3 protein-coding genes are annotated in these 6,560 nt (G+C 74.1%); 2 read left to right on the top strand and 1 reads right to left on the bottom strand.

Annotated elements, in window-relative coordinates:
* Nucleotides 1-543: 543 nt before the first annotated feature.
* On the bottom strand, nucleotides 544-2,661 hold the full coding sequence (locus ACGFW6_RS36745) for an asparagine synthase-related protein (protein WP_393520130.1): 2,118 nt from the start codon (nucleotides 2,659-2,661) through the stop codon (nucleotides 544-546).
* 760 nt (nucleotides 2,662-3,421) lie between these two features.
* Between ACGFW6_RS36745 and ACGFW6_RS36740 the strand changes: the two genes are divergently transcribed.
* Nucleotides 3,422-4,846, top strand: coding sequence for an MFS transporter (locus ACGFW6_RS36740; RefSeq protein WP_393520127.1), 1,425 nt, complete (start codon nucleotides 3,422-3,424; stop codon nucleotides 4,844-4,846).
* A 491-nt stretch (nucleotides 4,847-5,337) separates the two neighbouring features.
* Complete coding sequence (gene lhgO, locus ACGFW6_RS36735) at nucleotides 5,338-6,546, top strand: L-2-hydroxyglutarate oxidase (protein WP_393520124.1); 1,209 nt, start codon at nucleotides 5,338-5,340, stop codon at nucleotides 6,544-6,546.
* Nucleotides 6,547-6,560 lie beyond the last annotated feature (14 nt).

Below are 6,560 nucleotides of genomic sequence, written 5' to 3'. Positions count from 1 at the left end.
AATCGGGGGCGGTTGGAGGGCGGGGGCGGTGGGTCGTCCGGGCCAGTGTGGTTAGTGGTCCGGGGCGGGGGCGGTCGGTCGTCAGGGGCGGGGGCGGTTGGAGGGCGGGGGCGGGTGCGATGAGTGGCCAGGGCCGGGTGCGATGAGTGGCCAGGGCCGGGTGCGATGAGTGGCCAGGGCCGGGTGCGATGAGTGGCCAGGGCCGGGTGCGATGAGTGGCCAGGGCCGGGTGCGGTGAGTGGCCAGGGGGTGCGGTGGTCGGGTGGGTGCCGGCCGGGAGGATTGCGCCCCCGCCGCCCCTACCCGTCCCATCCCCAGGGGCTGCCGCCCCTTCGACCCCGCCCTGGGGGCTCCGCCCCCTGCCCCCGGTCGGCCTGAACGGCCTCGTCCTCAAACGCCGGACGGGCTGGTGGGACCCGCCCGGCCCGTCATCAAACGCCCGACGGGCTGGATGGACCACGAACACGAACCCTTGCCCGGCCCGTCATCACACACCCGACGCACTGGATGGCCTGCGAACACGAACCCCTGCCCGGCGCGTCTTCACACCCCCGACGGGCTGGATGGCCTGCGAACCCCCGTCCCCGTCCCCGTCCCCAACGCCCCCCGCTGCGGCTTGATCCCTGCCGGTACTGCTCGCTGGCGGGCCGGGGTGCCGGTCCAGCAGGTGCCTCGGCGGGCCAGTAGGCGGTGGAGCCAGAGTTCGAGGGAGACGAGGTCGGCGAGGCCGTCCAGGGGGAGGGGTTCGCCCTCGGCCGCCGCGCGGAGGGCCTTGCGGACCACGCGGGCCTCCACCAGGCCCGCCTGGGCGAGGAGAGGCGTGCCGAAGAGGGTCATCAGGGAGTCCGTGGCCGCCCTCAGGCCCGTGCGCGCCGCCACCGCCGCCGAGGCGTGGGAGGGGACGCCCCAGCCGGGCGGCAGGTCGGCCACGCCCGCGCCCTCCAGGACCGTGCGCAGGATCGCGGCGCGGGCGCCGGGCTGCACGCGCAGGGCCTCCGGCAGGGCGCGGCAGGCGCGGACGACCTGGTTGTCGAGGAAGGGCGTGTGCAGGCGCTGGGAGCGGATCTCGGCGGCCTGTTCCAGGACCCGGATGTCCGAGGCGTACCGGGCGAGGGCGGCACGCGCGCGGTAGTCGCCGGGACGCTGGCCCGGTCCCACTCCGTTGCGCCCCGTCACCCCCTGCAGGCGAACCGATACTTCAGCCAGCGCCTCACCGGTCAGCCAGCGCGCCGCGGGACCCGGTCGGGCCCAGGTGAGCGCGGCGAGGGAGGCCCCCACGGCGCCCCCGGGTTCGTCGAAGCGGCGTTCCATCAGACGGTCCGCGAGGGACTCGAGGCCCGTCCGGTACGGGGTCCGGGCCAGCTTCCGTGCCGCGCCGTACACGCGCGCGGGGACCAGCACCGAGCCGTCCGCCTTCGCCAGGGCCGCGACCGGGCGGACCAGGTGGCGCCGTTTGCGGTCCATCAGCAGGTCCGCGAGACGGGCCGGGTGGGCGTCCAGGACCTGGCGGGCGCCGTAGCCGGTGAAGTGGTCGGCGCTGCCGGAGGCGAGGCGGGCGCGGTGCCGCGCCGCCGTCACCAGGCTCGGGCCGGGCTCGTCGGTCAGCGGGCCGTCCAGGTCGGCGTACGGCAGTGTCTCCTCGCCGCCGGCCACCACCACGTGATGCAGGCGCGGGTTGGCCGCGAGGGCGCCCGCCCGCTCCAGTTCCGCCTCACGGCCGGCGACCGCGAGGTCGTTGAAGGTGACCGCCAGGAGGCGTTCGCCCGCGCCCGTGCCGTGCCCCAGCACCGTGCCCGGCATGCCCGGGAGGCCGGCGGCCAGCAGCGCGAGGGTGCCCGAGGCGGGGCCGCCGGACAGGTCGGCGCCGATGCCCGGCACCGGCATCCCGCGCGCGGCACGCCGCTCGGCGGGACCCATCCCCGGCACCGGACCGGGGTCGATGTCGGGGACGTGGCGGGGTGCGGACAGACGCGCGCGCACCGCCTCCACCAGGGCGTCGCGGACGGCGTCGACCGCGCTGTCAGGGTCGGCCGTCGGCGCCGCCACCGCGAGCGAGGCGACCGGCTCGTACCCGGCGATCTCGCGTGCTCCGGCGCGCAGGATCAGTGCATGCCCCGGCGGAATGCGCCGTACGCCGTCGTACGGGGTGGAGTCGTGCAGGGCCGCCGGCACGTCGGGGGCGGCGAGCAGGGCCGCGAGGTGTCCGAAGTCGAGGTTGGCCTCGATGAGGTCGGCGAGGGGAAGCGCGGCGGTCGCGTACGCCGTACCGCCCGCCCAGGGGGTGTAGAACACCGGCCGGGCGCCCGCCAGATCGCCGCACACCATGAGCCGGCGGCCGACCTGGACCACGGCCGTGTAGCTGCCGGACCAGGCCGTCAGGTGCCGAAGTGCCCCTCCGCGCGCGGCGAACAGGCCGAGGCGGAGCTGCTCGTCGCTCGCCCCGCAGGTGCCGAGGACGGCGATCCGGTTCTGCGCGTCGGCCTTCACCACGCGCACCTCGTCGGGGCGCCAGTCGCCGACCGCCCACAGCGGATCGGGGTCGCCCCACAGGAGTTGGGACCCCACCGGGTGCACGGTCTCGCCGTCGCCGCCGGTCGCCCCCGCGGAACCGATTCCGGCGGCAACCGCGGCGGTGCTGCTCCATCCCACCAACCACCGCATGGACGCCTCCACAGGCTGTGGACAACCAGTGCACCGTACGAACCGGTTCACCATGCTGCCATGAAGGACGCGCGCCGGAGCGGCGGCGGAGCAGGTCGCGATCGGCCGATCAGGCCCGTGCGGGCGCAGGTACGGCCCACGGCACGCGCTCTGAACACCCGGACGGAGCAAGGGGATCCACGCGCGCGGGACCAGCAGGTCCGGCCGTCCGGAGCGGCGAGATCAAGCAATACCCACGGCGCGAATGCGCCCCCGATACGCTCCCCAAAAACTCCCTTCGCGCCCTCAAGTGCCATGGTAGGAGCGGCATTCACCCACGAGAGGCGGGGTCGGTTTTCGGCCAAATCGGCGTCGTAGGGACAGGCTCACGCACACTCCGTGCAAGCCCTCCGCACTACTCGCCGTGCTCGCCGCGTGCGCAGTCCGGGGAACGGAGTGCGCCCCCCGGACCGTTCCGCCGCCCGCGGGGATGGAGGCGGCGGAATCCCCCAGCCCACTGGATCCAGTACAGCGGGCCGACCCACGCATCAGCCATGGAACCGCTCCCCCGGTGGCCGGAGAAGAGCGCACGGACGGGCGCACGGCCACACACTGGGAGCACGCCACAACTGTGCGTAGGGGGTGCCCACTTGAGTACGGACCACAATCCCGCCATCCGGAAGAATGCCCCTTAACGCTTGGGATGCGGCGAACTACGCTGGGTTTACGAATGCCGCGTGGTTATGCCAGCGCGGCAGCCGTCTGTGTCGAGGGGTGGCGCATGTCCAGGGAGCAACGCGGGCCGAACGAAAAGCTCGGCGCCGTTCTCGCCCTCGCGGGAATCAGCAACGCAGGACTCGCTCGGCGCGTCAACGACCTTGGCGCTCAGCGGGGCCTGACTCTTCGCTATGACAAGACCTCGGTGGCGCGCTGGGTGTCGAAGGGCATGGTGCCGCAGGGCGCCGCCCCGCACCTCATCGCCGCCGCGATCGGCCAGAAGCTCGGCCGCCCGGTGCCGCTCCACGAGATCGGCCTGGCGGACGCGGACCCCGCACCGGAAGTGGGCCTCGCCTTCCCCCGGGACGTCGGACAGGCGGTGAAGTCGGCGACGGAGCTCTACCGTCTCGACCTGGCCGGCCGCCGCGCGGGCTCCGGCGGCATCTGGCAGTCGCTGGCCGGCTCCTTCGCGGTGAGCGCATACGCAACGCCCGCCTCACGGTGGCTGATAACCCCGGCCGACAGTTCGGTCGCGCGCGAGGTGAGTCCTGCCGAGGCCTCCGGCGCACCGCTCAAAGTCGGCCACAGCGACGTACAGAAGCTGCGGGAGGCCGCCGAGGACGCCAGGCGCTGGGACTCCAAGTACGGAGGCGGCGACTGGCGTTCGTCCATGGTGCCCGAGTGCCTACGAGTGGAGGCGGCACCGCTGCTGCTCGGCTCGTACTCCGACGAAGTGGGCCGTGCTCTGTTCGGGGCGAGTGCCGAACTCACCCGCCTCGCCGGGTGGATGGCCTTCGACACCGGGCAGCAGGAGGCGGCGCAGCGCTACTACATCCAGGCGCTGCGGCTCGCCCGCGCGGCGGCCGACGTGCCGCTGGGCGGGTACGTCCTGGCGTCGATGTCGCTCCAGGCGACCTACCGGGGCTTCGGCGACGAGGGCGTCGACCTCGCGCAGGCCGCGCTGGAACGCAATCGAGGGCTCGCTACGGCCCGCACCATGAGCTTCTTCCGCCTCGTCGAGGCACGCGCACACGCGCGCGCCAATGACGCGCAGGCGGCCGGCGCCGCCCTGAAGGCGGCGGAGGGCTGGCTGGAGCGCTCCCGGGAGGGCGACAACGACCCGTCCTGGCTCGGCTTCTACTCCTACGACCGCTTCGCCGCGGACGCCGCGGAGTGCTACCGGGACCTGAAGGCACCGCGCCAGGTACGGCGGTTCACCGAGCAGGCCCTGTCGAAGCCGACGGAGGAGTTCGTGCGCTCGCACGGGCTGCGGCTGGTGGTCTCGGCGGTGGCCGAGCTGGAGTCCGGCAACCTCGACGCCGCCTGCGAGCAGGGCGTGCGGGCGGTGGAGGTGGCGGGACGGATATCGTCCGCGCGCACCACGGAGTACGTGAAGGACCTGCTGCACCGTCTGGAGCCCTACGGCGACGAGCCGCGGGTCGTCGAGCTGCGCGAGCGGGCCCGGCCGCTGCTCATGGCACCGGCCTAGGGGCCGGCGTTCGGATCAGGACCCAGGTGACGCGCCCGGGAGACCGGCGGCTCGGCATCCCCGGGCCGCCGCCCGTCCGTGGCGCCCTTCGTGCTGCCCGGCGGGCCATCGACGCGGCCGACGGGACGACCCACGTCCCAGCGGCTTGCGGGACGACCCATGCCCCAGCGGCTTGCGGGACGACCCACGCCCCAGCGGCTTGCGCGATGATTCCTGCCCCGGCGGTCGACGTGATGATCCACGCCCCGGCGGCCGGCGTGACGGTCCATACGCCGCCGGACGGCTGCCGCACCGTCGAAGCGGAGCTTGAACGTCCGGTGGCCGGTTCACGGCAGGTGAGTGGCCGGATCTCCCGGTCCTGCCCCAGGTTCTCCCCCGGAATCACCGGGAATCGCCTCGCCGGACGGCACCTCGTGCGGAGCGCGGCGTTCCGATGGTTTGACCGCGCTGTCAGTGGCGCAAGGCATTATCGAAACCGGGAGGTGGGGCAGGTGCGGGCGATCGCTTACGACTGTGACGTGCTCGTGGTCGGCGGTGGCATCGTCGGGCTGGCCACGGCGTACGCGATCACGCGCGCTGCGCCGGGCACCCGGGTGACCGTGCTGGAGAAGGAGCCGGGACCGGCCCGCCACCAGACGGGACGCAACAGCGGGGTCATCCACAGCGGGATCTACTACCGGCCGGGATCCCTCAAGGCGCGGTACGCGGTGCGGGGCGCCGCCGAGATGGTCAAGTTCTGCGCGGAGTACGGCATCGCGCACGCCGTCACCGGCAAGCTGATCGTCGCGACCGAGCGCGAGGAGCTGCCGCGGCTGCACGCCCTGGTCCAGCGCGGCCGGGAGAACGGCATTCCGGTACGGGAGCTGCGGGCGGCGCAGATCGAGGAGTACGAACCGGAGGTGCGCGGGCTGGCCGCCATACACGTCGGCACGACGGGCGTGTGCGACTTCGTCGGGGTCGCCCGGCAGCTCGCCGAGGGCTCCGGGGCGGAGATCCGCTACGGCGCACAGGTCGAGCGCGTCGACCGGCGGGCGGACCTGGGGGTCGCGGTACGGACGACGGCCGGGGACGTGGTGCGCGGGCGGGTCCTGGTGAACTGCGCCGGGCTGTACTGCGACGAGGTGGCCCGGATGACCGGGGACGAGCCGGAGGTGCGGATCGTGCCGTTCCGGGGCGAGTACTACTCCCTGGCGCGCCCCGAGCTGGTGCGGGGACTGGTGTATCCGGTGCCGGATCCGGCGTTCCCGTTCCTCGGGGTGCACCTCACACGCGGGATCGACGGCGGTGTGCACATCGGCCCGAACGCGGTGCCGGCGCTGGCCCGCGAGGGCTACGGCTGGGGTGTCGTACGACCGGGAGAGGTCGGGACGACGCTGGCCTGGCCCGGGGCATGGCGGATGGCGCGGCGGCACTGGCGGTACGGCGCCGGGGAGCTGCGGCGGTCGGTGTCCAAGGGGGCGTTCACGGTGGCGGTGCGCAGATTGCTGCCGGCGGTCACGTCGGACGATCTGGTGCCCTCGGCGGCGGGCGTGCGGGCGCAGGCGGTGCTCCGGGACGGATCACTGGTGGACGACTTCCTGATCCGCGAGGGCGCCCGGGCCGTGCACGTGCTGAACGCTCCGAGCCCCGCGGCGACGGCGTCCCTGCCGATCGGCCGGGAGGTGGCGCGCAGGGCGTTGGCGGTGCTGGGCTCCGTGTGAGCCGGCAGCCCGCG

Origin of the sequence: Streptomyces sp. Y7 (assembly GCF_043195415.1) — a bacterium.
Classification (GTDB): domain Bacteria; phylum Actinomycetota; class Actinomycetes; order Streptomycetales; family Streptomycetaceae; genus Streptomyces.
This window is presented reverse-complemented; position numbering and strand designations above follow the sequence as displayed.

Coding starts and splice junctions, on each gene's coding strand:
- ACGFW6_RS36745 (WP_393520130.1), bottom strand. CDS start 2,661: ATGCGGTGGTTGGTGGGATGGAGCAGCACCGCCGCGGTTGCCGCCGGA.
- ACGFW6_RS36740 (WP_393520127.1), top strand. CDS start 3,422: ATGTCCAGGGAGCAACGCGGGCCGAACGAAAAGCTCGGCGCCGTTCTC.